The sequence below is a fragment of the Mycobacterium hainanense genome (assembly GCF_041890355.1).
Classification (GTDB): Bacteria; Actinomycetota; Actinomycetes; order Mycobacteriales; family Mycobacteriaceae; genus Mycobacterium; species Mycobacterium hainanense.
In genome coordinates, this window is record NZ_CP169059.1 from 2,558,135 (window position 1) to 2,582,281 (window position 24,147).

A 24,147-nucleotide genomic window follows, 5' to 3' on the forward strand; every position below is an offset into this window, starting at 1 on the left:
GGGGCCCACCGGCGCGTACGTTGGGCCTTGATGTCACTCCTGGATTTGACCCTCCTTCCGATCCGCATCGCAGGCCACATCGTCGACACGCTGCTGCACCCCGCCGCGACTGCGCCCGCACCGCCAGCCGAACTCGTCGTGGTGGACGGCATGCCCGAAGGGGTGCCGCCGGCGGCGCTGCGCCCGGAGCCGCAGTTACCGGTGCCGTCGGGTTGGCCGTTCGGGGAGGACTTTCCACGCACCTGCGGCGCGGGCCGCCTGGCCGGCGGCGCCCTGTTCTGGACGGACTTCCTGTACGACGACCACGGCGCCACCGGCCTGCCGATCGGCGACCTGAAAGTGCAGGCGCCGCCGCGCGGCACCTACATCTATCCCGACGGCCCCGCCGCCCGCAACGGCGCCGACATCTTCCGCGTCGCGATCGGGCTCACCGCGACTCACACATGGTGGCGGATTGACTGGAACACCTTGTTGGACGCGTCGGTGCCGATTGCGCTGTTCGCCCTGGACACCGGTCCCGCCCGGACCGCGCCGGAGCAGTGGCCCGCCGGCGCCGGGGTGCGCTCGGCCGGGATCGATATGGCCCTGCTGGTTTCGGGCAACGGCGCCACGCTGATCGACTTGACCACCCAGTCGACGACGCCGGTGCAGCACAGCGTCGACATGGGTTCCCGATCGTTTCTCGCGCAGGTGCCGCGGACGGTGCTGGAGCCGCGCGGCAGCTGGACGGTCCGGCTGGCAGCGGGTTTGGCCAACGCGGCGGGTGACGGGTTCGCCGACGTGCCCGCCGAGCGTGGCGCGCTGCCGGGGCAACCCAACGTCTACAACGTCGCGTTCCGCACCACCGAGCAGGAGGCCCCGCACCTCAATTTCTGGTCGGACGCCGCCCAGGCCGACGCCTTGACTCATGGCGACGTGTCGAAGTTCGCCCTGACCGTGGACTGGGACCGGTTGGCGGCCGGCAAGACCGAGGAAGAGCCGGTGATAACCGGTCCGTCGACGCGGTGGTACGTGTCCTCGGTCGAGCTGGGCCAGGGAGTGACCTCCGATGACATCTTGAGCACCAAGCCGCAGTTCCTCGGTCGGGTGCAGCCGTATTCGGTATGCCTGCCGTCGACTTTCAAGCCGGGCCGGATGCTGCCGTTGACCCTGCTGCTGCATTCGCTGGCGCTCGGGCAGAGCCAGTTCGCCGCGATCGACCCCCGGCTGCTGCACCAGGTGTGCGAGGGGCGCGACTCGGTGGTGGTCACGCCGCTGGCCCGGGGCCCGTCGACGTGGTACTTCGACACCGGAGAACTCGATGTCTGGGAGGTGTGGGCTCGCGTCGCCGAACAACTGGGCACTGATCCCAATCGCACCGTGATCTCCGGTTACTCGATGGGTGGCTATGCCGCTTACAAGCTGGGATTGACCTATCCGCAAGTGTTTTCGCAGGCGGTCGTGCTCGCGGGGCCGCCCACCTGCGGGGTGCGTCTGCTGCCCGACATCGACATCCCGGCCGACCTCGACCCGGATTCACCCTGCGCACGCGAGGGCGATACCTGGAAGCTGCTGGTGAACGCCCGCTGGCTGCCCTATGTCATCGCACACGGGCTGGTCGACGAGCTAGTGCCGTTCGCGTCGGCCGCCGAGCAGGTCCTCGAACTCGACCGGCTGGGCTACCGGCATCGCTTCACGGTGTATCCGCTCGAGGATCACATCGCCTGGGTGCTGCAAGACAAGTTCGAAGACCCGATCGCCCACATGGAAACCGGCCTGCGGCAAGCTGATCCGGGCCACATCACGTTCGCGTGGCATCCGCAACTGGTGCGCGACGATCTCGGCATCGGGCCGCACCGGGTCTGGTGGCTGTCGGACCTGACCGCGGACCCCGCGGTGACGGCGCGGCGCGGCGCGATCGCCGAAGTCGACGCGCGTTCGTATGCGCGCCCGGACCCGACACACACCGTTCGGCATCATCGCGGGTTCGTCCTGAACTTCGACCCGACCCCGGGCGTCTACAGCGAGTTGGATTGGCGGGTAGGGCCGCCCGTGGGTCCGTTGCCGTATCTCACGCTGCGGCTCACCGGCGTCGCCGCGATCACGGTAGATGTCCAGCGCGCCGGACTTGCCGCGTTACCGGCGTCGACGATCACGGTGGCCACCGACGCCGCCGCGCAAATCGCGCTGAGCGGCCTGCCCGCCGGGGTCAGTGTCCAACTCGACGGTGAGCCGGCCGAACCGACCATGGCAGTGACGGTGGGACGGCACCGCATCACGCTGGCCGCGGGGGCTGTTAATGAATGAGTTGTGGCTGCTAAGCGGCCGCGGCTAGCTTGGCAAAAGCCAGCATTGGGTGAATAGCGTCTGCGTGCGGTCTCGACGAGAATTCGCGCGTGGCTCCGTTAACGGTCGACCCGGAGGCGTTGTACGCCGCGGGTAGCGCGGTGGCGGCCACCGGCGAGGGGTTGGCGGCAAACCTGACCGTGCTGACCGCCGGCTTTTCGGCGCACACCGGTGTTGACCGGGCCGGCGAGGTGTTCGGCTTGGCGTATCAAGAGAAGGCCGAATCGATACTGAAGGCGGCCGCTGCCGCCGTCAACGCTTGCCGGAAAAGCGGGGCCGTCATCCAGCAGGGCGCGTCGAATTACTCCATCGCCGACGCGGCTTCGACGCTGGGCGGCGGACGCGGAGCCTTGGAGCCACCGTGCCCGCCGGCCGAGCTTGCCGAACCGGCACCGCCCGGGACGTGGGGACCCGGCCAGCCGCCTCCGCCGCTGTGGTCGCTCGTGCAGTCGTTTCTCCTCGAGGCATGGCCCGATGGCGACGTAGCGGGTCTGCGTGCGGTCGCGTGTCGTTGGCGCGCCTTCGGTGCGGCGGCCAAAGGTGTGCGGGGAACTCTGAACGCATCGAAGACGCTGTTCGACAGCCAACACATTCCTGAGGGCGACCATATCGACAGGGCCTTGACCGAAATTGGTCACAGCACAGCGGCTATCGGTCAGCTTTGTGACGCACTGGCCCGTACCATCGACACGTTCGCCAGCGGCGTCGACCACGCTCAACGCGCGATACGGGATCTGCTGCATCGCATCGAGTCGCTGGGCGACCTCGGTCACGACGTCATGCTCATCATCGACGGTGACGCTTGGGATGAGATCAAGCAGATCGTCAAGGACATCAACGCGGTGCTGCAGCATCTCGGGCAGGAAGCCAGGGCCTGCGAGGAGGCGATCAGGTTCCTCATGCAAGCGGCCGATCGCGCGGTCGTCACATGCGAAAAGTACGCGCGCCGTGGCCTCGTCAAATTTCTCGGTCAGGACGTCGGTAACGCGGTCGCCACCGTAGCCGACACCTGGATCAACGCCCATGAGGGTGTCCTCAAAGGTGCCGTCGGCATGGGGCTGGGTCTCGTCGACCTGAGCCCGCACTGGATCGTCGCCGACCCACACGGTGCGGCCGCCACCTGGACCGGCTTGGTGAAAAACAGCTGGAAAGAAAGTCTCATCAATGCCGCGGTCAATCCCGAAGAATTCTCGCAAGCGCGGCTGCAGGAGCTGAAAGGCCTTGTGCATGCCGAGGATTGGAGTCGGGCTCGGCCGGGATTGGGCGCCGGTGAAGTTGCGTTCGACGCCGTCACACTGATCGCTCCGGGATTCGGTGAGGCAGGCGCGGCGGCCGATGGCGTGGGAGCCGCTGCGCGTGGCGCAGAGGAAGAGGCGGAAGCCGCGGGTGGGGCTGCTGGGCGCGCCGGCGGGGAAGGCGCGGCGGGAGCGCGCGGCGCGCTGACCGACATCACCAAGGCCGGCGGCGACGTGACCAAGAACCTCGAAGGTGCTACGGCTGATCTGCCGGAGATCAAAGCACCTGGCGCTCCCAGGGGTTTGCCCGCCGGCGAGCCGCTCGAGGCGGCGCCGCACGCGCCCGAGGGGGTGCCGGGCCCGGTCGAAGGGCGGGCCGGCGGGCTGGGGCCGAACCCCCCGGATGCTCCGCCGCCCGCGGCCGATGGTGGTCCGCACGATGCAGTCTCACAGCCTTCGACGGCTCCGAGGGCCCCAACGGATAGCGGTGGTTCTCATGATCCGCCTCTCGTGGCACCAGCGGAGACTCCGGCTGCTTCAGCTCCGCATGAAAGTGGGGTTGCACCTGAAGAGCCATCACAACCACCTCTTCCAGTGAGCGGTCCGCGCGATCCAGTGTCAGCGGAGCCCCCGCAGGATCTGGTCCCGCATCAGCCCGTCTCGGCGCCGGCAGAGGCAACCCATCAGCCAACCTCTGGGAGCGGTCCGCATGAGCCAGCGTCCATGCCGCCGGCCGCTGCAGATGCCGCCCAGCGCTTGCCGGTGGAGCGTCCGCCTGGGCCTACGTCGGCGCCGTCAGCGGGTCCACATGGGCCAACACCTGAATTTGGTCCGCGGGAGTTGCCTCGGTTACCGATGGAAGGTTCCCACGAACCCGTTTCTGCTCCCGCAACCGGGACACCTGTGGCTCCTGGCGCTGCGTTGGGTGACAGAACGCCGTCGACGCTTCCCCTACCGGCTGAAGATGCTCCCCCGCGTGGGCCGGAACCGATCGGCCGCCCTCCGACTGAACCCGTGCCCATCGTCACGAACTCACCGCAATCTGCCTTTGCTGTTAAGTCCGCGCCGCGGGCGCCTGCGTCAGCAGGTCGCGAGACCGACTTGCCAGGATCAGCGTCCGGTCCAAAAGGGCCAGGGGAAAGTGGTCCTACGGACGGTCGGTCAAGCGCCCCGCTCGATGCCAACGCTCAAACGACTGGCAAAGGGAGTTCGCCGGACGGCGATCGTTCCGAGCTGGGCGCCGAAGCCGATCCTGGGAACCCCGGTGGCCATTTGGGCCCACATGATCTTGGGGCACTCGCCGACTACACTGGGCCGGGCTACCAAGACCTGAATAACGCGTTAAGGAGCCGTTTAATGGACGCGTCTCAACAGGCTCGCGTGCAGGCACTAAAGAATGCGTTAGCTAAGCTGCCACCTTATCAGGGTCCAGTAATTCGAGGGACAAATTTGCCGCCGGAGGTGCTTGCTCGGTATCGGCCGGGCGAAGTTATTACAGAAGACGCTTTCCTGAGCACGTCGACGGATTTAGGAGTGGCGCGGTCGCCAACGTTCGCAGGGAATGTCGAGTTCCGAATCCTTTCCAAGACTGGACGAGAAGTCTCGTCATTCTCGGTGTTCCCGGCTGAACGGGAAGTTCTGTTTTCGGCCGGAACCAAATTCTTCATCGTCAGTAAGGTGATTGACCCCTTGACTGGCCGAACGGTCATTCGCATGGTAGAACGCTAGATCCGGACGTGTGAAACTAAAGCAACAAGGTAGGAGGTACGAAGTGAGCGAGAGGATTGCTGGCAAGACGTTCTCTACCCCCGAAGAGGCGGGCGTGACTCCGCCGACAGAAGAGGAGCTGGCAGAGGCAGAAAGAATCTTTGACGAATTCGAAGAGAAGATTAACGCTGTTGCTCCGGAAAATCGAGTGGCAGATGTGTCTCCCAAGTTCTGGGATGACATTTCAGGTACTGAATTTGACCCACGTCGGAAAAGCCACTAAAAGCACGATTCTGACGCTTGTGGCCGCGGATGGTCGAGTCCGACCGGCCGCGATTTCTGCCGAATACGCCTGGCCCTACGTCTCGCCCCGGTCCAGTAAGCCCGACGACCCGAGCACCCGCTCCACGTGCACCTCGATGACCACCCGCCGCGGGTTGGGTCGCGGGGTGCGGTAGCGCTGGGCGTAGCGCAGTTCGGCGTCACGCACGGCGTCGACGTCACTGTTGACCTTGGAGCGGCCCTCCAGCGAAAGCCACCGCGCACCGTCGACCTGACTGAGCACCGCCACCCCGCCGCGGTCGGCGTTTACCGCCTTCTGCGAGCCGCCGGTGGTGATGACCCGGGCGATGTGCGTCTTGGGGTCGAAGGTGAACCCGACCGCCACGACGTGCGGCGAATTGTCGGCTCGCAGCGTGGTCAGCATGGCCAGATGCCGTTCGGACAGAAACGCCAACGCATCGTCGGTGAGCCGGGTAGTGGTATTCGCCATCACCACCCACGCTAGCGCAGGACATAATCGCAGCCGTGGATGACACGGGCGCGGGACCAGTGCTAGTCCTGGGCGGGCGCAGCGAGATCGGCATAGAGCTGGCCCGCCTCCTGGCGCCCGGGGCGACGGTGGTGCTGGCGGCGCGCAGGGCCGACCAACTCGACCAGCAGGTGGCCGCACTCAAAGCCGCCGGGGCCGAATCGGTGCATACCCTGGAGTTCGACGCCGACGACCTGGAGTCCCACGGCCCACTGGTCGCCGCGGTCGTCGCCGACCACGGACCCATCGCCACGGCGGTGCTGGCCTTCGGAATCCTCGGCGACCAGGCCCGCGCCGAGACCGACGCCGCCCACGCGGTCGCCGTCGTGCACACCGACTACGTCGCCCAGGTCAGCATGCTCACCCACCTGGCGACCGCGATGCGCGAAGCCGGCAGCGGACAACTGGTGGTGTTCTCCTCGATCGCCGGCGCGCGCGTGCGCCGCGCGAATTACGTCTACGGCTCGGCCAAGGCCGGCCTGGACGGCTTCGCCAGCGGGCTGGCCGACGCCCTGCACGGCACCGGCGTGAAACTGCTGATCGCCCGACCGGGTTTCGTGATCGGACGCATGACGCAAGGCATGGATCCCGCGCCGCTGTCCAGCACGCCCGCGCAGGTGGCCAAAGCGACTGCGCAGGCGTTGGCCAAGGGCCGACGCACCGTGTGGATCCCGTGGGCGCTGGGACCGGCGGCTGCCGTGATGCGGCTGGTGCCGCAGCCCGTGTGGCGCAGGATGCCGCGATGATCCGCGCCGGTGATGATGCGGTGGAGGCTGGCGGGGGAGAACGGCGTTCATGATTATCGTGGTGGGCATCGGCGCCGACGGCGTGGCCGGGCTTGCTGAAGCGTCCCGCAACGAATTACAAAAGGCGACAATAATTTACGGCTCGAAGCGGCAACTCGACCTGCTCGACGACACCGTGCCCGCGCCCCGCCAGCAATGGCCCACGCCGATGTTGCCCGCACTGCAGACGTTGCTCAACGACCACGCCGATGACGTGCACGTGGTGGCCAGCGGCGACCCGCTCCTTCACGGCATCGGGGGCACGCTGATCCGACTCTACGGCCCCGATCGCGTCCGGGTGCTGCCGCACGTGTCCTCGGTGACGCTCGCGTGCGCTCGAATGGGCTGGAACCTTCACGACACGGAGGTGATCAGTCTCGTCACCGCGCCACCGCACACCGCGGTACGCCGCGGCGGCCAAGCCATTGTGCTGTCGAAGAACGCCGCCACACCGAAGGAACTCGCCGCACTCCTCGACGCGCACGGCCGCGGCGACTCGGAGTTCACCGTGTTGGAAAATCTCGGCGGCTCAACCGAACGCCGCCGGGACGGCAGCGCACGCAACTGGGCGGACAGCGCGCCGACGGATGTCGACGACCTCAACGTCATCGCCATCCGATACCTGCCTGACGAACGGTTGTCGTCGCCGCCCGACGAGGCGTTCGTCCACGACGGGCAGATCACCAAGCACGGGATCCGCGCGGTAACTCTCGCGGCGCTGGCGCCGCGCCCGGGCGAACGCCTCTGGGATGTCGGCGCGGGTTCGGGTAGCATCAGCGTCGGATGGTGTCTAAACGGAAAAGGCTGCACCGCAGTCGCTTTCGAGCGTGACGAACGACGCCGCCACAACATCGCATCCAACGCCGCGGCTTTCGGCGCCCCCATCGACATACGCGGCGACGCCCCCGACGCGTTCGGCGGGCTCCAACCGCCGTCGGCGATCTTCATCGGCGGCGGTCTCACCCAACCGGGCCTGCTCGACGCCTGTCTGGACGCGCTGCAGGCCGGTGGACGCCTCGTGGCAAATGCGGTTACCGCGGAATCCGAAGCCGCCCTGACGGAGTCGTATTCGCGCTTCGCCGGCCAACTGCGCCGGTTCCAGCACTATCACGGCGAGCCGCTCGGCGGCTTCACCGGCTGGCGGCCGCAGATGCCGGTCACCCAGTGGGCGATGACGAAATGACGGTCTATTTCATCGGCGCGGGTCCGGGCGCCGCCGACCTGATCACCGTCCGCGGCCAGCGGCTGCTCGAGACCTGCGCGGTGTGCCTGTACGCGGGGTCGATCATGCCCGACGACTTGCTGGCGCTATGCCCCCCCGGCGCAAAAGTCGTTGACACCGGACCGCTGACGCTGGAGCAGATCATCACCGAGCTGGCCGACGCCCACGCTGCCGGCCACGACGTGGCGCGGCTGCATTCGGGTGATCCGTCGCTCTACAGTGCGCTCGCCGAACAATGCCGCCGGCTCGACGCGCTTGGCATCGACTACGAAATCGTGCCCGGGGTGCCGGCTTTCGCCGCGGCGGCGGCCGCGCTCAAGCGTGAGCTCACCGTCCCCGGCGTCGCGCAGACGGTGACGCTGAGCCGGGTCGCCACGCTGTCGACCGCCATGCCGCCCGGTGAAGACCTCGCCAGCCTCGCTCGTTCCGGCGCGACGCTGGTTCTGCACCTGGCGGCGGCCCAGATCGACGCCATTGTTCCGCAACTCCTTGAGGGCGGCTATCGATCCGAAACACCCGCTGCGGTCGTCGCTTTCGCGAGTTGGCCGCAAGAGGTGCTGCTGCGGGGCACGCTCGGCGACCTCGCCGGCCAGATGCACCGGGCCGGCATCACCAAGACCGCGGTGATCGTCGTCGGCGACGTGCTGGCCGCCGAGGGTTTCACCGACAGCTACCTGTATTCGTCCGCGCGGGCGCGGGGGAGCAGGCACTGATGCGAGTGCTGCTCCTCGGCGGCACGGCCGAAGGTCGCGCGCTGGCGAAGGCGCTACACCCGGACATCGACATCGTCAGCTCACTGGCGGGGCGCGTGCCCGACCCCGCGCTACCGGTCGGTCCCGTCCGCATCGGCGGCTTCGGCGGCGTTGACGGGCTGCGGCGCTGGCTGGTCGACGAACGCATCGACGCGGTGATCGATGCGACCCACCCCTTCGCGGCGACCATGACATCGCACGCGGCCCAGGCCTGCGGCGAACTGCGGATGCCGCATCTCCTGCTGGCCCGCCCGGCCTGGGATCCCGGCTCCGCGATCGTCGTGGAATCCGACATGCGGGCGGCAGAAACCGTTGCGCAACAGGAGTTTTCGCGGGTGTTTCTCACCACCGGGCGCTCGGGGACCAAGGCCTTCGCGGACAGCGACGCGTGGTTTCTGATCCGCGCGGTCACCGAACCGGAGCCGGCCTCGCTGCCGCGCCGCCGCCAGCTCGTGCTGTCGCGCGGCCCGTATCGCTACGACGGCGAAGTCGCGCTGATGCGAGAACACCGGATCGACGTCCTGGTGACCAAGAACAGCGGAGGGGAGATGACGCGGGCGAAGCTGGATGCGGCTGCGGCGTTGGGCATCCCGGTGGTGATGGTCGCCCGGCCGCCGCTACCACCCGGGGTGACGGCGGTGGGCAGCCTCGAAGAGGCCGTCGAATGGGTGACCCGGCTCGACTAGCCCGTCAGGTCGTCACGCTCGACGTCTGCGGCCAGCAGCGCGTCACGGGCCCGCGCGACGCGGGATCGGATGGTGCCCACCGGGCAGCCGCACACCGCCGCGGCGTCGGCGTAGGGCAGGCCCAACAACTGGGTGAGCAACAAGGCTTCCCGCTGCTCGGGGGTGAGCCCCGCGATCATCGTCGTGACCTCGACCAAGTCTTCGAACCCGCGGGCGTGGCGATCGCCGCGCATCACGTGTTCGGGGTCGGCGCTCAGGGCGGCGCGGGGCCGCGACTGGACATGGCGGATGTGATCGGCCACCACGCGGCGCGCGATGGAAAGCAGCCAGGTGCGGGCACTCGAGCGCCCGGAGAACCGTCCGATGGCGCCGATCGCGCGCAGGAAAGTCTCCTGAGTCAGGTCGTCGGCGCTGCCGGCGTCCGACAGGTAGGTGACGAACCGCCACACGTCCTGCTGGGTGGCCTTGATGAATGCCTCGAGGGCCCGGTCATTTCCACGCGCGGCGGCCAATGCGAGCTCGGTAACGGCCTCGTCATCGCTGGACGCGATCATGGCGAACCACCTTTGTTTCGCGGGCTCAGTGAGTCTACGACGGCCTGTCGTAGCGGCTGCGGCGGGGTCGACGGCGGACCTGTTGATGGGCCATAGGTGGGCGCGGCGCCGCGCGGTGGGGTTTTCGGCTGGCCAAGCCGCGTCGTCCGCGGCATCGGAGGTGCCCATCCGATCCGACCTCACTCGTTGCCGCGCCACCAAGAACGCGAACGCCAGGCCCAACAGCAAGGGCATGTGGCTGGCGACACGTGTTGCCGTGACCTCGCCGGCGAACGCGTCGAGGATCACGTAACCGAGCAGCGCGACCGAATAGACGCCCGTGATCGCAGCCACTCCAATGGCGGTGACCGGCCAGACGCCGGCGGCCACCATCGCCAGGCCCAATGCCAGCAGCCAGGCGGTGGACTCGTGCATCAGATGCTCCCCGGACATCGCACCGTGCATGTGGCTGGACACCATGCCGAAATCGATGCCGCTGATCTGCGCGGCGGCGATTGCCACCTGGAATAGCCCGACCGCGATCAGGCCCCAGCGCCGGTAATGCGAACGCAGCCAACGCATCCTGCGCTGGTACCCGGAGGACTCCTCGCCGATGTTCGCCATGATTCGGGAGACCAGGTCGGGCCCGTCAACCGGCTCGACCGAGGCGAGCCGACGGGTCTGCGCGGCGGCGCCGATCAGCCAGGTGCGGCACCGCCGGCACGATTCGAGATGGGCATCCACCTGCTGCGCGAGCGCTTGGGGGCGCTCGCCGTCCAGTCGAGCCGAAAGCGCCTCACGCGCCGCGTCACACCGCATCCCTGCATCGTTGCGCATGCCCGGTCCGGGCGCAAAGAGCACTCGAAAGTCAAACGGCGGGAACTAATCCGTCCGGCGAACCGACCACTGGACGTCAACAGCCCGACATTCACCGAAGAGGTATTCGTGTTTCTGCCCGGAAACCCCCGACGATGACCGCCCCGATCTGGATCGCCTTCCCACCCGAGGTGCACTCGACCCTGCTGAGCGCCGGCCCCGGACCCGGGCCACTGCTCGCCGCCGCCGCGACGTGGTCATCGATGAGCAGCCAATACGCCGAGGCCGCCGAGGAACTCACCGGGCTCCTGGGCGCCGTCCAGGGTGGCGCATGGGAGGGGCCCAGCGCCGAGCAGTACGTCGCGGCGCACGCCCCGTATCTGGCCTGGCTGATGGAGGGCTCCGCCAAGAGCGCAACGTCCGCGGCGCTGCACGAGACGGCGGCCGGGGCTTACACCGCGGCGCTGGCCGCCATGCCGACGATGCCGGAACTCGCGGCCAACCACGCGACGCATGCGGCGCTGGTGGCGACGAACTTCTTCGGCATCAACACCATTCCGATCGCTGTGAACGAGGCGGACTATGCGCGCATGTGGGTGCAAGCCGCCACGACGATGACCACCTACCAGGTGACCGCCGAATCCGCGCTTGCCGCGGTGCCCACCACCACGCCCGCGCCCGCGATCGTCACCCCTGGCGCGGAGGCGAGCGTCGCGACGGTGCAAGCCGCCGACACCCAACAGCAGGCCGCACGGACCTATCCGTCCTGGCAGGACCAGCTGACCGCGTGGCTGCAGCAGTACACCAAGAACTTCGCGTGGCCGGTTTCCAAAGACCTCAACCCCGGTGGCTGGCCGTTTCCGCCGGTGCCGTTCGTCAACGGCCTCGCCTCGTTCTTCGGCCAGTTGGGCTTCTCGCCCGCGCTTTCCAGCGCCCTGGGCTGGGCGATTTTCCACACCCTGATGATCTTCTGGCCGTTCATGCAGGCCGCCATCCAGATGGCGGTGGTGCTGGCGCCGATGGTGGTGTCCGTCTTGGGCGCCGCCGCGGCCGGCGGAGCGGCGGCCGCCGTAACCGCGATCAGCGTCGCAGCCCCGCTGTCGGCCGCCGCGCCGCTGCCGGCGCCCGCGGCCGCTCCGGCACCGATGGTGACCGCGCCGGCGCCGGCGATCGGCACCGCGCCAGCCAGCGTGAGCAACGCCCCGACGATGTCCAGCGCCCCGGCGTCGACGGTGGCCAGCCCGGCCGGTGGCGGACCGGTCGGCGGCGGGCCGGGCGCCGGCTTCAGTCCCACGGCCACGGACGGCATCGGCGCGGGCATGTCCGACGCCCTGTATGCCGTGGGACTGTCCGGGCTGGCGGCCCGCGGCAGCGCCAACGGCCGGGCGCGCCGCAAGTCGGAGGAGCCGGCGCCCGACGACGTCGACGCACCCGCCGCGGCCGACGCGGCGGCCGCAGCGAAGAGGAAGGCGCGGGCCCGGCGGCGCCGCGCCGGAACGGCCACCGACCGCGCGTACCGCTACGAGTTCATGGACCTCGATCAGGATTCGAGCGCGGACGACGAAGATTTGGACGCCGTGCGCGCCTCCGATCAGGGCGGGGGGCCGCTCGGATTCGCCGGTGCGGCAGCGAGATCCGGTCTCGCGCAGCCCACCGGTTTGGCGACGCTGACCCGCGAAGGCTTCGGTGACGGCCCCACCGTGCCGATGATGCCCAGCAGCTGGGCCAGCGACGACTAACCGAGCGGGTAGCGTCGGGGTGTGAACACCCGGTCGCCGAAATCGCTTGCATGCCACTGCGTTTGGGAAGATCCGACGATCAGCAGGCACCGCATGTCGACCTCGGCTGGGTCGAGATCGGCCAGCCGCACCACCCGGACGTCCTCGTCGGGTCTGGAGACGTTCCGGCCGATCACCACCGGCGTCCCGGGTTCGCGGTGTTCCAGCAGCAGGTCGCGCATCGCGCCGACTTGCCACGTTCGGGTTTTGGACGCCGGGTTGTAGATCGCCAGCACCAGGTCGGCCGCGGCCGCCGCGGCCAGCCGCTCGGCGATGATGTCCCACGGCTTGAGCCGGTCGGACAGCGAGATCACCGCATAGTCGTGGCCCAGCGGAGCACCGACCCGACTGGCGACGGCCTGGGCGGCCGTCATCGCCGGAATCACCCGGATCGCCACCCCCGGCCATTCCTTGGCCTCTTCCAGCACCGCGGTGGCCATCGCGAACACGCCGGGGTCCCCCGAGGACACCACCGCGACGGCCCGCCCTTCTTCGGCCAGCGCGCAGGCCAGTCGGGCGCGCGCGGGTTCGTCGGTGTTGTCGCTGGGGTGCCGCCGTTGCCCGTCGCGCACCGGGACGCGGGCCAGGTAGCCGGCGTAGCCGATCAGGTCGGTAGCGCCGGCCAGCTCGCGCCGGCTCTGTGGGGTCATCCAGTCGCGGTCACCGGGCCCGAGGCCGACCACCGCGACGGTGCCCGTCGCCGGTGACTGCCGTCCGCGGCGCCCACCCGGCAGCATCGCCAGCGAGAAGTAGGGCACGCCGGCCTCGTCGACGTCCGCTGCGGGCAGGATCCGCTGCCCGGCGGTGCTGGCCCGCTCGACATAGTACGCGTCGTCGAGCTGCCCCGAAGCCGAAAGTGCTTCGCGCACAGCGTGGTAGGAGCGACCCAACTTCAGTACCACCGCGGCATCGGTGTCGGCCAGGCGGCGGGTGAGCTCGGCGACCGGCAGGGTGCCCGGCAGCACCGAGAGCACCTCGTCGCCGGCTACCAACGGGGTCGCGATGGCCGCCGAGGCGGCGCTCACCGACGTCACCCCCGGCACGATGACGGCGTCGAACCGCTGCGTCAGCCGGGTGTGCAAATGCATGTACGAGCTGTAGAACAGCGGGTCGCCCTCGGCGAGCAGCGCCACGTTGCGGCCCGCGTCAAGATGAGCGGCGATGCGCGCGCTCGCTTCCACGTAGAAGTCCTCGAGCGCGCCGGCGTAGCCGCCGGGATGGTCGGTCACCTCGGTGGTCACCGGATAGATCAGGTGCTCCTCGATCTGCCCGGGCCGCAGGTACGGTTCCGCGATACCCCGCGCGATGCTGCGGCCGTGCCGGGCGCTGTGGTAGGCCACCACGTCGGCCTCGCCGATCAGCCGGGCGGCCTTGACGGTGACCAGTTCCGGGTCGCCGGGCCCCAGCCCGACGCCCCAGAGCGTGCCCCGCTCGGTCATTCGCGGTCGCTCGCGATCGCATTCACGGCGGCGGCGGCCATGGCGCTGCCACCGCGGCGGCCCCGGACCACCAGATAGGACATCCCGCGCGGACGGTCGATGAGCTCCTGCTTGGACTGGGCCGACCCGACGAATCCGACCGGCCCGCCCAGGACCCCAGCCGGCGGCGGAACCCCTTCGTCGATCAGCTCAAGCAGCCGGAACAGGGCGGTGGGCGCGTTGCCGATGGCGAGCACGGCGCCGGGCAGCCGGTCTGCCCATAGCTCAACCCCCGCGGCCGATCGGGTGGTGTGCCGGCGCGCGGCCAGCTCCGCGGCGCGGGGATCTGCCACCAGCGACACCACGTCGTTGCCGGCCGGCAGCCGCGCGCCGGTGATCCCGGCGGCCACCATCGACGAGTCGCACAGCACCGGCGCACCGCCACGCAGGGCGGCCCCGACGCGCGTGGCGACGTCGTCGGTGTAGGCGACATGCTCGGCGACATCGACCTGCCCGCAGGTGTGGATCAACCGCACGACCACCCGCGCGATGTCGTCCGGGAAGCGGGTCAGATCGGCCTCGGCCCGAATGGCCGCGAACGACTGCCGATAGATCTCAGCTGCGTCGCGGATGTAGTCGAGCACCCGATTACCCTAAGGTGCTGGCGGCGACCCGCCGCGCCCGGCTTCGCCGCGCTTGCGGTCACCGCGAGGTCCGGGCGGCGACCCGCCGCGCCCGGCTTCGCCGCGCTTGCGGTCACCGCGAAGCTGGCGGTATCCGTCGCCAGTCGCCAGCAGCACCTCACCGGTCAGCGGGCTGCCGCACGCGCGGTCGCAGCCGACGAAGTGGCGATGCACTCCCGCATCCGCGCCCAGCGCCGCGGCCGCGTCGGCCCGGACATCGGCGAGCGAATGCGCGCATCCGGGGCTGCCAGTGCAGGCGCTGACGTTCAGCCAGGGGGAGTGCTCGTCGAAGACGAGGCCCAACGGGGCCAGCACCCGCAGCGCGACGTCGGCGACGCCCTCGTCGAGATCACATACCAGTACCGAGCGCCAGGGGGTGATCACCAGCGGCGCCTCGATCGCCGCCAGGTATTCGGCGACGCTCGCGGACAGCACTCCCAGGGGCGCCGCGGCACCGAGCGCCACCCTGCCGTCTTCCTGGTCGATCCAGCCCACGGGTGGCCTGGTGACCGCGGGAAGGAATTCGTCGGCGAGTTCGACGCCCGGCAGCAGGCTTTCGATATTGTCCAATTCCTTGACGCGCCAAGCGCTTCCGCGCGTCGTCGCAAATCGTGTGGCGATGACAACCAGCGTCTCGACCACCTCGCCGACGGCCAGCCGGACGCCGGTGTCACGGCCGGCGAGCAGCAGCGCCCAGCCGTCGGGCATCGCGTGCACGCCGACGTCGGCGCGCAGGCCCGAGACGTCGGCGCGCCCGTCGTCGAAGCCGAACCAGAACCGGCCGCCCAGCTCGACGAGGCGCGGCTCGGCACAAATCGCCGCGTCCAGCTCGGTAACCCACGGTCGCACGTCGACACTCCCGCCGGCCCGACCGGACAGGGGCGACGCGACGATGTTGCGTACCCGCTCGTGGGTCGCCGACGGCAACAGCCCGGCACCGGCGATCGCCTCGGCCGCCGCGGTGACATCGCTGATTCCGCGCAGCTGCACGTTGCCGCGCGCGGTGAGCTCCAGCGTCCCCGAGCCATGTTCGGTCGACACCCGCGCCAGCGCCGCCAGCTGGGCGGCGGTCAGCATGCCGCCGGGCAGCCGGACCCGCGCCAAGGCCCCATCGGCGGCCCGGTGCACCTGCAGCGCACCCGGGCATGCGTCGGCGTCGCGCATCCTGGCCACTGGTCCACGGTACGGCCACCGGCTCGCCGTGGTGGTCGAGGTTGTCGTCAGGCAGATGAAAACCCTTACCCGACCGGCTCGACCGGCCTTAGCGTCGACATAGTGAGCATCGCCACCACGCTCGCTGCTTCGTCGACCGACACGGGTAGCGCTCCGACACCCGGTCAGGCCGGCTTGTGGGCCCGCCGCAAATGGGAATTCGTGCGCATCGCGTCGCCGCTGGCGTTGCTCGCGCTGTGGCAGCTGGGCAGCGCTCTCGGCGTGATCCCGCAGGACGTTCTCCCGGCTCCTTCCCTGATTGTCGACGCGGGCCTGGAGCTGGTCCGCAATGGCCAGCTCGCCGCCGCGCTGCACATATCCGGCATCCGGGTTCTGGAGGGACTCGCGCTGGGCGGGGCGATCGGCGTCGCGGCGGGCGCGGCCGTCGGCCTGTCCCGCTGGCTGGAGTCGACGGTCGACCCCCCGATGCAGATGATCCGCGCCTTGCCGCACTTGGGCCTGATTCCGCTGTTCATCCTGTGGTTCGGAATCGGTGAACTGCCAAAGGTCTTGCTGGTCGCGCTGGGCGTGGTTTTCCCGCTGTATCTCAACACCTTCTCGGCGATCCGGCAGGTTGACCCGAAGTTGTTCGAAACGGCTGATGTACTGGGCTTTTCGTTCCGTCAGCGGTTGACCCGCATCATCGTGCCCAGCGCCGCACCACAGGTGCTCGTGGGTTTGCGGCAGTCGTTGGCGATCGCGTGGCTGACGCTGATCGTCGCCGAACAGATCAACGCGGACAAGGGGATCGGCTTCCTGATCAACAACGCTCGCGATTTTCTGCGGATCGACGTGATCATCTTCGGGCTGACGGTCTACGCGCTGCTTGGCATCGCCACCGACGCGGTCGTCCGCCTCATCGAACGCCGCGCATCGCGCTACCAGAACTGAAAGGGCAAGTTTGACACTCATCGCGGAACCCGGGGAGACGGCGCACGCGCGACCTCGGATCGCCGGCGAGCTGAGCCACGTCGACAAGTGGTACGGCAGCACGCACGTGCTCAAAGACGTTTCGCTGCGCGTGGCCGCCGGTGAGATCGTCGCGCTCCTCGGCCGGAGCGGCTCGGGCAAGTCGACCGTGCTGCGGGTGCTGGCCGGGCTCTCGCGCGACCACACCGGCGACCGGGTGGTGGCCGGCGCGCCGGCGCTGGCTTTCCAGGAGCCACGGCTGTTTCCCTGGCGCGACGTGCGGACCAACGTCGGCTACGGCCTCACCCGCGGCGGGCTACCGAAGGACCAGGTGCGGCGCCGCGCCGAGCGGGCGCTGGCCGACGTCGGGCTCGCCGACCGCGCCGACGCGTGGCCGCTGACATTGTCGGGCGGTCAGGCGCAACGGGTTTCACTCGCGCGCGCCCTCGTCGCCGAACCGCAGTTACTGCTGCTCGACGAGCCCTTCGGGGCGTTGGACGCGCTGACCCGACTGACCATGCACGCGCTGTTGCTCAATCTGTGGCGTCAACACGGGTTCGGTGTGCTGCTGATCACCCACGACGTCGACGAAGCGGTCGCGCTGGCCGATCGCGTGCTCGTGCTCGAGGAAGGCCGCGTCGTCCACACCGTGGCCATCGACGAGCCCCGCCGCGCTCCCGGGGATCCCGGTCGACACACCGAGCACCACCGCGCCGAGCTGCTGCACCGGCTGGGGGTGCGGCTTTGACCCGGTGGCGGGCCGTCGTCGCGCTGGCCGCGGCCGTGTGTCTCCTGCTGGCCGGATGTGTTGCGCGCAAGGCGAATTCGGGGCCATCGACGGCGCCGGCGGCCGTGCCGTTGTCGGAGCTGTCGGATCTCACGCTGCAGGTGGGCGACCAGAAGGGCGGTACGGAATCGCTGCTGCGCGCCGCAGGCCAGCTGGACAATCTGCCGTACCGGGTGGCGTTCTCGACCTTTACCTCCGGGCCGCCGCAGGTGGAGGCGGCCACGGCCGGCAAGATCGACTTCGCGATCACCGGAAACACGCCACCGATCTTCGGGGCGGCCAGCAACGCCAAGATCAAGGTGGTCTCCGCCTACGGTGGCGGCGGCGCGGGCAATCGCATTCTTGTCCATGCTGATTCACCCATCAAGACGGTGGCCGACTTGCGCGGCAAGGCCGTCGCGGTGGGCAAAGGCAGCTCGTCGCACGCGAACCTGCTGGCGCAGCTGGACAAGGCCGGTCTTAAGGCGTCGGACATCAAATTCGTTTACCTGCAACCCGCCGACGCGCTCTCGGCGTTCAGCCAACGGCAGGCCGACGCGTGGGCCATCTGGGATCCCTACACGGCACAGGCCGAGCAACAGATCCCGGTGCGCAGCATCGCCGAGGCGCAGGGCGTCACCAACGGCGACTGGCTCGGGGTCGCGTCAGATCAGGCGCTGGCCGACCCGAAGCGCAACACCGCGTTATCGGATCTGCTGGTGCGTTTCGAGAAGGCGGTGCAGTGGGCAAAGGGCCACCCGCAGCAATGGGCCCAAAACTATGCCGCCGCAGTCGGGTTGGATCCGCAGGTCGCGGCGGTGGCGCAGGGCCGCAGCCTGCGCCTGCCGACAGACCTCGGCGATGACGTGATCGCCTCGGAGCAGCGGCTGGCCGATCTGTTTGCGGCGGCCGGTCAGCTGCAATCGTCACCCAAGTTCGCCGACTGGGTCGACCGTCGATTCAATGAGGCGCTGCGGCCTAGCCTCACCAGCTGATTGAAGGAGATGCATGTCGGCGAAGTTCTTCTGGTTCCTGCCCACCACCGGCGACAGCCGGTCCATCGTCGGGGGTTCGCACGCGTCTTCGCACCACGTCGTCCCGGCAAGCCATCGCGAGCCCAGCCGGCGATACCTGGCAGAGGTGGCCCGTGCCGCCGACCGGCTCGGCTACGAAGGTGTGCTCACGCCCACCGGAACATGGTGTGAGGACGCGTGGTTGACCGCGGCGGCGCTGCTCGCCGAAACGGAGCGGTTGAAGTTCTTGGTGGCCTTCCGCCCCGGGCTGGTGCCCCCGACCCTTGCTGCGCAGCAGGCCGCGACCCTGCAACGGTTCTCGGACGGCCGCGTGCTGCTGAACGTCGTCAGCGGCAGCGACGATCGTGAGCAGCGCCGCTTCGGCGACTGGCTCGACCACGACGAGCGCTACGCCCGCACCGGTGAGTTCCTTCAGATCGTCAATTCGGTGTGGCGCCAGGACGCCGTCGACTTCGCCGGCAAGTACTTCCACGTCGAAGATGCGCGCGTGTCGGCACCCCCTGACCCGTTGCCGCAGATCTACTTCGGCGGCTCATCACCGCCCGCCCTGGCGATCGCCGCCGAGTTCGTCGATGTGTACCTCACCTGGGGGGAGCCACCGCAGGCCGCGGCGGAGAAGATCCAGAAGGTGCGAGCGTTGGCCCACGAGTATGGCCGCGACCTGCGGTTCGGCATCAGGTTGCACACGATCAGCCGCGACACCTCGGCCGCCGCGTGGGCCGTCGCCGAGGAACTGGTCAACGAGCTCAGCCCCGAACAGATCGCGAATGCGACTGAGCTACACGCGCGTTCGGAGTCGGAGGGTCAGCGGCGGATGACGGCGCTGCATGGCGGTCGCCTCGACCAGCTGGAGATCTACCCCAATCTGTGGGCCGGGGTAGGACTGGTGCGCGGCGGCGCGGGCACGGCGCTGGTAGGCAGCCACGAGGAGGTCGCCAATCTGATCGCCGAATACCACTCGCTGGGCTTCGATGAATTCATCCTGTCCGGCTACCCCCACCTGGAAGAGGCGTACTGGTTCGCCGAGGGCGTGCTGCCCGTCCTGCGGCGTAAAGGCGTGGCCTGATCGGCCGTTTGTGGCCGCGCCACTCGGGGCATCCTCGTGCCCGTGGAGACGGTGGAATACGCCCCGGGCCGATTGGCCGACGTCTACGGTGATCCGGCCCAGCCGGCGGTCCTGTTGTGGCACGGCATGCAGACCGATGCGCGTGCGGCCTTCGGCCCGCTCGCCGGCATGCTCGCCGAGCGTGGCGCGGCCGTGGTGGCGCCGGACTGGAACTCCCACGCCGACGACGGCGGCCGCGCGGATCTGTCGCGGTCGCTCGACTTCACCCGGGAACGCGCCGGCGACCCCGACGCCATTGTGCTGGTCGGGTGGTCCATGGGTGGGTGCGCCGCGGCGGGCCTGACCCTGCGCGGCGACGTTCCCTTGGCACACACCGTCTGCCTCGCCGGGGCATTCATGGTGCCCGACCCGGTGACCGGGCGGGTGCCGACCGAGGCGTTGACGGCCGAGCGCGCCGGCACACCCTTCACGTTGCTGCACGGCCTGGCCGACGATGTCGTCCCGGTGACCGCCAGCAGGGACTTCGCTGCCGCCCTGCACCGGGCCGGCTGGCCGGTGGAGTTGGTGGAGCTGGCGGCCGACCACGGGTCCATCGCGGGCGCCGACTACGACGCCGTCGCGGACCGCTACGAGCCGGGCAAGAGCGAGGAGGCGCTGCGGGTCGCCGGAGAGGTCGCCGCCCGGATCGCGGCGGCCCTACGGTACGAATGAGGGGTGGCTGAGCCGACCATCCTTTTGCTGTCGACGTCCGACACGGACCTGATCAGCGCCCGCGCCAGCGGGAAGAACTATCGGTGGGCCAACCCTTCGCGCCTGGATGAGAGCGAGCTGGCGGACTTGCTGACCGGCGCCTCGATCGTGGTGGTCCGCATCCTCGGGGGATACCGCGCCTGGCAGAGCGGCGTCGATACGGTGATCGCCAGCGGTGTGCCGACGGTGTTGGTCAGCGGTGAGCAGGCCGCCGACGCCGAGTTGACCGGGCTGTCCACGCTCGCCGCGGGCATCGCGGTGCAGGCGCACGTCTACCTGGCGTATGGCGGAGTCGAAAATCTCCGCCAGCTGCACGCCTTCCTGTCCGACACCGTGCTGATGACGGGATTCGGGTTCAGCCCGCCCGTCGTGACACCGACCTGGGGCGAGCTGGAGCGGCCGAACGCCGCCGCAACCGACGGCCCCACCATCGCCGTCCTCTACTACCGCGCCCAGCAGCTGGCCGGCAACACCGGCTACGTCGAGGCGCTCTGCCGCGCCATCGAGGACACCGGCGCGCGAGCGCTGCCGGTCTACTGTGCTTCGCTGCGGACCGCCGAACCCGAACTGCTGCACCGGCTTGGCGACGCCGACGCCATGGTGGTCACCGTCCTGGCCGCCGGGGGACTGAAGCCGGCCACGGCGTCCGCCGGGGGTGACGACGACAGCTGGAACGTCGAACACCTTGCGGCCCTGGATATTCCGATCCTGCAGGGATTGTGCCTGACCAGTTCCCGGGCTCAGTGGAGCGAAAACGACGACGGGCTCAGCCCGCTCGACGTGGCCACCCAGGTGGCGGTGCCCGAGTTCGACGGCCGCATCATCACGGTCCCGTTCTCCTTCAAAGAGATCGACGACGACGGGCTGATCTCCTATGTCGCCGACCCGGAACGGTGCGCGCGGGTCGCGGGCCTGGCGGTCCGGCACGCGCGGCTGCGCCACGTCGCCCCGCCCGACAAGCGGGTGGTCCTGGTGTTTTCGGCGTATCCGACCAAGCACGCCCGGATCGGGAACGCGGTGGGCCTGGACACGCCGGCCAGCGCGGTCGCGCTGCTGCGCGCGATGCGCGAGCGCGGCTACCGGGTGGGCGAGGTGCCCGGGCTGGACGCCGACGACGGTGACGCCCTGATTCACGCCTTGATCGAACGCGGCGGCCAGGACCCGGACTGGCTCACCGACGGGCAATTGGCCGGCAACCCGATCCGGCTGTCCGCCAGAGACTACCGCTCCTGGTTCGCCACGCTGCCCGCCGAACTGACCGACGCGGTCACGCAGCATTGGGGTCCGCCGCCCGGCGACCTCTTCGTGGATCGCACGAACGACCCAGACGGTGAAATCGTCATCGCCGCAATGCAAGCCGGCAACGTGGTGCTGATGGTGCAGCCGCCCCGCGGCTTCGGTGAGAACCCGGTGGCGATCTACCACGATCCCGACCTGCCGCCCAGCCACCACTACCTGGCCGCCTACCACTGGATGGACACCGGATTCGGTTCGCACGCGGTGGTGCACCTGGGCAAGCACGGCAACCTGGAATGGCTGCCCGGCAAGACGCTGGGCATGTCGGCCGCCTGCGGATCCGACGCGGCCCTCGGGAACCTGCCCCTGATCTACCCCTTCCTGGTCAACGACCCCGGCGAGGGCACGCAGGCCAAGCGGCGGGCGCACGCGGTGCTGGTCGACCACCTCATTCCGCCGATGGCGCGCGCGGAAACCTACGGCGACATCGCCCGGCTGGAGCAATTGCTCGACGAGCACGCCAACGTTGCCGCGCTGGATCCCGGCAAGCTGCCCGCCATCCGCCAACAGATCTGGACTCTGATCCGGGCCGCCAAGATGGACCACGATCTCGGGCTGACCGAGCGGCCCCCGGAGGACTCGTTCGACGACATGCTGCTGCACGTCGACGGTTGGCTCTGCGAGATCAAGGACGTGCAGATCCGCGACGGCCTGCACGTACTGGGCCAACAGCCCTCGGGCGAAACCCAACTCGACCTCGTGCTGGCGATCCTGCGCGCCCGTCAGCTGTTCGGGGGAGAGCAGGCCATCCCGGGTCTGCGGCAGGCGTTGGGTCTCGCGGAGGACGGGACCGATGAACGCGCCTCGGTCGATTCGGCCGAGGCCGCGGCGCGCGGACTCGTGGCTGCGCTGCAGGCCAGCGGCTGGGACCCCGATGCCGCCGAACGCATCACCGACAACCCCGAGGTGGCCGCGGTGCTGCGGTTCGCGGCCACCGAGGTGGTGCCGCGGCTGGCCGGCACCGCGGCCGAGATCGACCAGGTGCTCAACGCGTTGGACGGCCGGTTCGTCGCGGCCGGCCCGTCGGGCTCACCGCTGCGCGGCCTGGTCAACGTGCTGCCCACCGGCCGCAACTTCTACTCGGTCGACCCGAAAGCGGTGCCGTCCCGGCTGGCGTGGGATGCCGGTGTGGCGCTGGCGGATTCGCTGCTGGCCCGGTACCGGACCGACCACGGGCGATGGCCGCAATCGGTCGGGCTGTCGGTGTGGGGCACGTCGGCGATGCGCACCGCCGGCGACGACATCGCCGAAGTCCTTGCGCTGCTTGGCGTCCGGCCGGTCTGGGACGATGCGTCGCGGCGCGTCACCGGCCTGATCCCCATTCCGCTGGCCGAACTGGGCCGCCCCCGCATCGACGTGACCGTGCGGATTTCGGGCTTCTTCCGAGACGCCTTCCCGCACGTCGTGACCATGCTCGACGACGCGGTGCAATTGGTCGCCGAGCTCGACGAGCCCGCCGAGGACAACTACGTGCGCGCCCACGCCCAAGCAGACCTCGCTCAGCACGGTAACCAACGCCGTTCCACCACACGGATTTTCGGCTCCAAGCCGGGAACCTACGGCGCGGGGCTGCTCCAGCTGATCGACAGCCGCAACTGGCGCGATGACGGCGACCTGGCGCAGGTGTACACCGCGTGGGGCGGCTTCGCTTACGGCCGCGGCCTGGACGGCCGCGAGGCGGTCGACGACATGAACCGCCAGTACCGGCGCATCGCGGTGGCCGCCAAGAACACCGACACCCGCGAACACGACATCGCCGACTCCGACGACTATTTCCAGTACCACGGCGGCATGGTGGCCACGGTCCGGGCGCTGACCGGGCAGGCGCCCGCAGCCTATATCGGCGACAACACCAGGCCGGATGCGATCCGGACGCGGACGCTGTCCGAGGAGACCACGCGCGTGTTCCGCGCCCGCGTTGTCAATCCGCGCTGGATGGCGGCGATGCGCCGGCACGGCTACAAGGGCGCGTTCGAGATGGCGGCGACGGTGGACTACCTGTTCGGCTACGACGCGACCGCCGGGGTGATGGCCGACTGGATGTACGAGCAGCTCACCCACAGTTACGTGCTGGACCCCGAAAACCGGAAATTCATGGCGGAGTCCAATCCCTGGGCGCTGCACGGCATGGCCGAACGACTGCTGGAGGCCGCCGGCCGCGGCATGTGGGAACGGCCCCAACCGGACACCCTCGATGGCCTGCGCCAGGCGTTGTTGGAAACGGAGGGCGACCTGGAGGGCTGACTCCTGACGCGAGTGTGCGGCTGGCCGCACACTCGGCAGCGAACGTGCGGCTGGCCGCACACTCGGCAGCGAACGTGCGGCTGGCCGCACACTGGGCACGGGCGGGCTAGCGGGCGTAG

19 protein-coding genes and 2 pseudogenes are annotated in these 24,147 nt (G+C 69.4%); 14 read left to right on the forward strand and 7 right to left on the reverse strand.

What is annotated here, in order from left to right; translation table 11 throughout:
* Positions 1–30 precede the first annotated feature (30 nt).
* Complete coding sequence (locus ACEL92_RS11950; RefSeq protein WP_374025755.1) at positions 31–2,286, forward strand: prolyl oligopeptidase family serine peptidase; 2,256 nt, start codon at positions 31–33, stop codon at positions 2,284–2,286.
* Positions 2,287–2,384: 98 nt separating this feature from the next.
* On the opposite strand, the gene ACEL92_RS11955 is transcribed toward ACEL92_RS11950, so the two are convergent.
* A complete protein-coding gene (locus ACEL92_RS11955) occupies positions 2,385–3,899 on the reverse strand; it encodes a hypothetical protein (RefSeq protein WP_374026437.1) in 1,515 nt (504 codons plus the stop codon).
* Positions 3,900–4,415: 516 nt separating this feature from the next.
* Here ACEL92_RS11955 and ACEL92_RS11960 point away from each other — a divergent pair.
* Positions 4,416–5,288 (forward strand): ADP-ribosyltransferase, encoded by an 873-nt coding sequence (locus tag ACEL92_RS11960; RefSeq protein WP_374026185.1) that lies wholly within the window; start codon positions 4,416–4,418, stop codon positions 5,286–5,288.
* A gap of 43 nt (positions 5,289–5,331) precedes the next feature.
* Positions 5,332–5,550 carry a hypothetical protein gene (locus ACEL92_RS11965; protein WP_374025756.1) on the forward strand — a complete coding sequence of 73 codons (219 nt, stop codon included), beginning with the start codon at positions 5,332–5,334 and terminating at the stop codon, positions 5,548–5,550.
* 75 nt (positions 5,551–5,625) lie between these two features.
* Here the strand turns inward: ACEL92_RS11965 and ACEL92_RS11970 are convergent, their stop codons facing one another.
* Positions 5,626–6,045 carry a F420-dependent biliverdin reductase gene (locus ACEL92_RS11970; RefSeq protein ID WP_374025757.1) on the reverse strand — a complete coding sequence of 140 codons (420 nt, stop codon included), beginning with the start codon at positions 6,043–6,045 and terminating at the stop codon, positions 5,626–5,628.
* A gap of 29 nt (positions 6,046–6,074) precedes the next feature.
* Here ACEL92_RS11970 and ACEL92_RS11975 point away from each other — a divergent pair, with 29 nt between their 5' ends.
* Genes ACEL92_RS11975 through ACEL92_RS11990 form a run of 4 tightly spaced genes read left to right on the forward strand, consistent with a single transcriptional unit; the run spans position 6,075 to position 9,523 of the window.
* Complete coding sequence (locus ACEL92_RS11975) at positions 6,075–6,824, forward strand: SDR family NAD(P)-dependent oxidoreductase (protein ID WP_374025758.1); 750 nt, start codon at positions 6,075–6,077, stop codon at positions 6,822–6,824.
* 49 nt (positions 6,825–6,873) lie between these two features.
* Complete coding sequence (gene cbiE, locus ACEL92_RS11980; protein ID WP_374025759.1) at positions 6,874–8,046, forward strand: precorrin-6y C5,15-methyltransferase (decarboxylating) subunit CbiE; 1,173 nt, start codon at positions 6,874–6,876, stop codon at positions 8,044–8,046.
* The gene (gene cobM, locus ACEL92_RS11985) at positions 8,043–8,798 is read left to right on the forward strand and encodes a precorrin-4 C(11)-methyltransferase (protein WP_374025760.1); all 756 of its coding nucleotides are present in this window, start codon (positions 8,043–8,045) and stop codon (positions 8,796–8,798) included. The genes cbiE and cobM overlap by 4 nt, the downstream gene beginning before the upstream one ends.
* The gene (locus ACEL92_RS11990; RefSeq protein WP_374025761.1) at positions 8,798–9,523 is read left to right on the forward strand and encodes a cobalt-precorrin-6A reductase; all 726 of its coding nucleotides are present in this window, start codon (positions 8,798–8,800) and stop codon (positions 9,521–9,523) included. Before cobM ends, ACEL92_RS11990 begins: the two co-directional genes overlap by 1 nt.
* On the opposite strand, the gene sigC is transcribed toward ACEL92_RS11990, so the two are convergent.
* Together sigC and ACEL92_RS12000 are read right to left on the reverse strand one after the other, a co-directional pair.
* The gene (gene sigC / locus ACEL92_RS11995; protein WP_374026186.1) at positions 9,520–10,077 is read right to left on the reverse strand and encodes an RNA polymerase sigma factor SigC; all 558 of its coding nucleotides are present in this window, start codon (positions 10,075–10,077) and stop codon (positions 9,520–9,522) included. The genes ACEL92_RS11990 and sigC overlap by 4 nt on opposite strands.
* Before the next feature lie 138 nt (positions 10,078–10,215).
* A pseudogene (locus tag ACEL92_RS12000) lies at positions 10,216–10,893 on the reverse strand (DUF2275 domain-containing protein); the annotation flags it as partial.
* A gap of 134 nt (positions 10,894–11,027) precedes the next feature.
* On the opposite strand from ACEL92_RS12000, the gene ACEL92_RS12005 reads away from it, so the two are divergent.
* Positions 11,028–12,611 carry a PPE family protein gene (locus ACEL92_RS12005; protein ID WP_374025762.1) on the forward strand — a complete coding sequence of 528 codons (1,584 nt, stop codon included), beginning with the start codon at positions 11,028–11,030 and terminating at the stop codon, positions 12,609–12,611.
* Here the strand turns inward: ACEL92_RS12005 and ACEL92_RS12010 are convergent.
* The 3 genes and pseudogenes from ACEL92_RS12010 to cobG all read right to left on the reverse strand — a co-directional run.
* Positions 12,608–14,089 carry a precorrin-2 C(20)-methyltransferase gene (locus tag ACEL92_RS12010; protein ID WP_374025763.1) on the reverse strand — a complete coding sequence of 494 codons (1,482 nt, stop codon included), beginning with the start codon at positions 14,087–14,089 and terminating at the stop codon, positions 12,608–12,610. The genes ACEL92_RS12005 and ACEL92_RS12010 overlap by 4 nt on opposite strands.
* Positions 14,086–14,712: a precorrin-8X methylmutase gene (locus tag ACEL92_RS12015; RefSeq protein WP_374025764.1), complete on the reverse strand. Its 627-nt coding sequence runs from the start codon at positions 14,710–14,712 to the stop codon at positions 14,086–14,088. Before ACEL92_RS12015 ends, ACEL92_RS12010 begins: the two co-directional genes overlap by 4 nt.
* A gap of 117 nt (positions 14,713–14,829) precedes the next feature.
* A pseudogene (gene cobG / locus ACEL92_RS12020) lies at positions 14,830–15,924 on the reverse strand (precorrin-3B synthase); the annotation flags it as partial.
* Between the two features lie 102 nt (positions 15,925–16,026).
* On the opposite strand from cobG, the gene ACEL92_RS12025 reads away from it, so the two are divergent.
* The 6 genes from ACEL92_RS12025 to cobN are packed head-to-tail and all read left to right on the forward strand — an operon-like array spanning position 16,027 to position 24,028.
* Positions 16,027–16,854: an ABC transporter permease gene (locus ACEL92_RS12025; protein ID WP_374026187.1), complete on the forward strand. Its 828-nt coding sequence runs from the start codon at positions 16,027–16,029 to the stop codon at positions 16,852–16,854.
* Positions 16,855–16,864: 10 nt separating this feature from the next.
* A complete protein-coding gene (locus ACEL92_RS12030) occupies positions 16,865–17,620 on the forward strand; it encodes an ABC transporter ATP-binding protein (protein WP_374025765.1) in 756 nt (251 codons plus the stop codon).
* A complete protein-coding gene (locus ACEL92_RS12035) occupies positions 17,617–18,633 on the forward strand; it encodes an ABC transporter substrate-binding protein (RefSeq protein ID WP_374025766.1) in 1,017 nt (338 codons plus the stop codon). The genes ACEL92_RS12030 and ACEL92_RS12035 overlap by 4 nt, the downstream gene beginning before the upstream one ends.
* Before the next feature lie 13 nt (positions 18,634–18,646).
* The gene (locus tag ACEL92_RS12040) at positions 18,647–19,738 is read left to right on the forward strand and encodes an LLM class flavin-dependent oxidoreductase (protein ID WP_374025767.1); all 1,092 of its coding nucleotides are present in this window, start codon (positions 18,647–18,649) and stop codon (positions 19,736–19,738) included.
* Positions 19,739–19,780: 42 nt separating this feature from the next.
* Complete coding sequence (locus tag ACEL92_RS12045) at positions 19,781–20,449, forward strand: alpha/beta hydrolase (protein ID WP_374025768.1); 669 nt, start codon at positions 19,781–19,783, stop codon at positions 20,447–20,449.
* A 3-nt stretch (positions 20,450–20,452) separates the two neighbouring features.
* Complete coding sequence (gene cobN, locus ACEL92_RS12050; protein WP_374025769.1) at positions 20,453–24,028, forward strand: cobaltochelatase subunit CobN; 3,576 nt, start codon at positions 20,453–20,455, stop codon at positions 24,026–24,028.
* Positions 24,029–24,147 lie beyond the last annotated feature (119 nt).